A 2,544-nucleotide genomic window follows, 5' to 3' on the forward strand; every position below is an offset into this window, starting at 1 on the left:
ACGTACATGCCATCGATGCGATCGTGGTTGGGCAGCAGACCAAGCGCGTGGCCGCCGTAGGAATGGCCGACCATGAACAGCGGCGTTTTTCCGTCAGCGAGGGAATCGACCACCGCGCTCAGATCAAGGTGCGCCCAGTCGAGGAAGCTGGCTTCGAAGCCACGCAGGCTGGCCGGGGCCGACTTGCCCACGCCGCGATAGTCGAAGGTCAGCACCGAGTAGCCGCGCGCCGAGGCGAATTCGGCGAAGCGGCGGTAGAAGCCTTGCGGCACACCCGTGGCGCCGGCCACGATCAGGCGCGCGCGTTCGATGCCGATGGCGGGGTAGCTGGTGGCCGCCAGCGCATAGCCGTCGGCGGCCGGAATGATGAAGCGCTGCGGGCGTTCGCCCGGTGGCATCTGGCTCATGGCTTCCTCTCCACTTTCAGCATTGGCATCAGGGCGTCCATGGCCTGCACCATGGGCGCGGTGTCGTTGGCGACGCGCGCTTGCAGCAGGCCGCCTCGTAAGCGGCGATACACAGGGCGGCAATGGCGGCGGCGCGCGGCGGCGCGTGGCCGGCTTCGACCAGCACGTCGGCGATGCGGGCGCGCAGGGTGGCGAAGCCGTCGGCCAGGGCGGCGCGCAGTTCGACGTCGGCGGCCGTCGATTCCAGCGCTACAGCGGCCAGCGGGCAACCCAGCTCGAATTCGGAATCGTCCAGGCCGCGCATGGCGCGCAGAATCCAGGCTTGCAGCGCGGCGATCAGGTCCGGCTCGCGGGCCACATAAGTCTCCAGCTTGTGGCACAGGTAGCTGATGGTCGCTTCGATGGCGGCCACAGCCAGCGCATCTTTGCCGCCGGGAAAGTGATGGTAGAGCACGCCTTTCGGCGCCTTGGCCACGGCCAGGATCTCGCTCAAGCCGGCGCCGTGCAGGCCGCGATGCTGGAGTGTGGTGACCATGGCGGTGATCAGACGCTCGCGGGTGGTGGGGGTTGTCGTCTCCATGCCATGAATTCTATAGACCGGTCGGTCCAGTAGCAAGGATAGCGCGCCGAGGAGGTCTTCTAATTTTCAAACCCGAGGCAGAGACAGGTGGCAGGCACGTCGTGCCTGCCACCAGGTTTTGCTGTGGGTTTAAAGCTCGCGTTCCTGGCGGAATTTGGCCCAGGCTTTTTCGACATCCTGCGGGAACGGGTCCCATTTCGGGTCGAAGGTCGCTTCAGCGATGCCGTCACCTGTATGGGTGCGGCTGTTGTAGGAGTAGGACGCCGTGAAGCCGCTTGCGGCAGCCAGACGGCTGTCGGTTGGCTCCGTCGCCGTACCCAGCTCGCCGCGGTTGACCAGATCGCCCAGCGGCAACGGCGCCGAGCGTGCGTCCAGCGTCAGCAGGTAGCTGGACAGGCCCTGCTCCCGCAGCGCCCGGCTGGCGGCCGCATCCTCGGTCCGCAGGAAAATGGCGCCGAACAGGTGCTGGCCGCCGTTGGCCGTGCCGTACAGCGCCAGCGGCGGACGGCCCGCCTTGGGCGGCAGGTCCAGCGCGCCAAACGCCGCCGCGCGGTCGGCCGGCCTGGCTAGCCAGCGCAGGGTGATATTCCGTTTGGCCAGGCGCTGGCCGTAGCGGGTTTCGATGAACTGCTCCAGCGCCTCGCTGCCCGCGCGCTGCCAGCTGCGATCGGCCTGGGTGCGGGTGTATTCGCGCAGATAGAGGCGGTGCACTACGTGGTGAAACACATCGCTGGCATTCACGCGCGGGAATTTATTGATGGCCAGCTCCAGCGCACGGGCGATGGCGTCGCGGTTCTTCAGCTTGCTGCGCGGCTGATTGAGTTGAGCGTACAGGGCCGAAATTTCCGTCTCCAGCCACAAATAACCTTCGCGAGTGATGCCTTCCAACAACACTTCCTTGATCCGTCCCTGCCACACCATCGGCACGCGCACGCCGCGCGCGTCCGGAATCGCCTCGCCGCGGATCGGCAGCGCCGGGCTGTCGTCCTCCGGCGTGAACCAGCCCAGCTCGGTGAAGAAAGTCTTGTGGCAATAACCGAGGGCAGACAGCCAGTCGAACAGCTCCACCACTTCCAGCGGACGCTGCAGCGATTCGGCGTCGGCCACCCAGRATGGCCCCTGATCGAACGCGTCGGCCAGTTCGGCTTGTGTAATATTGGCGTTGTGACGGACGCTGGCTAAATGCTCCACCAGCGCGACGTAGCGAGGATCGAAGTTCGTATTCATGCGCGGAAATATATCCGGAGCAAGCTTTGTTCCGCAATGCTGGTTTGTGCCCGTTGCCCTTGGTAAAATAGCTCTTTGGGCGATCGCCCCGCTTCGCGAGAATTGCAAATGAGCCAACATTTTTCCGGCAGCCTGTTCATGGTTGCGGCCCCGTCCGGCGCCGGCAAATCGACGCTGGTCAATGCCCTGCTGGCACAGGAACCGGCCATCAAGCTGTCCATTTCGACCACCACGCGCCAGCCGCGTCCGGGCGAGCAGCATGGCCGCGAATACTTCTTCACCACGGCGGAAGACTTCCGCAAGCGCGCCGACGAGGGTGAATTCCTGGAG

The 2,544-nt window shown here is 65.3% G+C and carries 4 protein-coding genes; 1 reads left to right on the forward strand and 3 read right to left on the reverse strand.

What is annotated here, in order from left to right; all coding sequences use genetic code 11:
* From AB4Z11_RS29150 to AB4Z11_RS29160, 3 genes are all read right to left on the reverse strand, one after another.
* Positions 1–407 (reverse strand): alpha/beta fold hydrolase (locus tag AB4Z11_RS29150; RefSeq protein WP_442029316.1); only part of this gene is annotated, 407 nt, incomplete at its 3' end.
* Positions 408–435: 28 nt separating this feature from the next.
* Positions 436–987 (reverse strand): TetR/AcrR family transcriptional regulator, encoded by a 552-nt coding sequence (locus AB4Z11_RS29155; protein WP_442029317.1) that lies wholly within the window; start codon positions 985–987, stop codon positions 436–438.
* 129 nt (positions 988–1,116) lie between these two features.
* On the reverse strand, positions 1,117–2,214 hold the full coding sequence (locus AB4Z11_RS29160) for a hypothetical protein (RefSeq protein WP_442029318.1): 1,098 nt from the start codon (positions 2,212–2,214) through the stop codon (positions 1,117–1,119).
* 108 nt (positions 2,215–2,322) lie between these two features.
* On the opposite strand from AB4Z11_RS29160, the gene AB4Z11_RS29165 reads away from it, so the two are divergent.
* On the forward strand, positions 2,323–2,544 hold a 222-nt coding region (locus AB4Z11_RS29165), incomplete at its 3' end, for a GTPase (RefSeq protein ID WP_442029319.1).

Origin of the sequence: Pseudoduganella sp. RAF53_2 (assembly GCF_052113985.1) — a bacterium.
Taxonomy (GTDB): Bacteria; Pseudomonadota; Gammaproteobacteria; order Burkholderiales; family Burkholderiaceae_D; genus Rugamonas.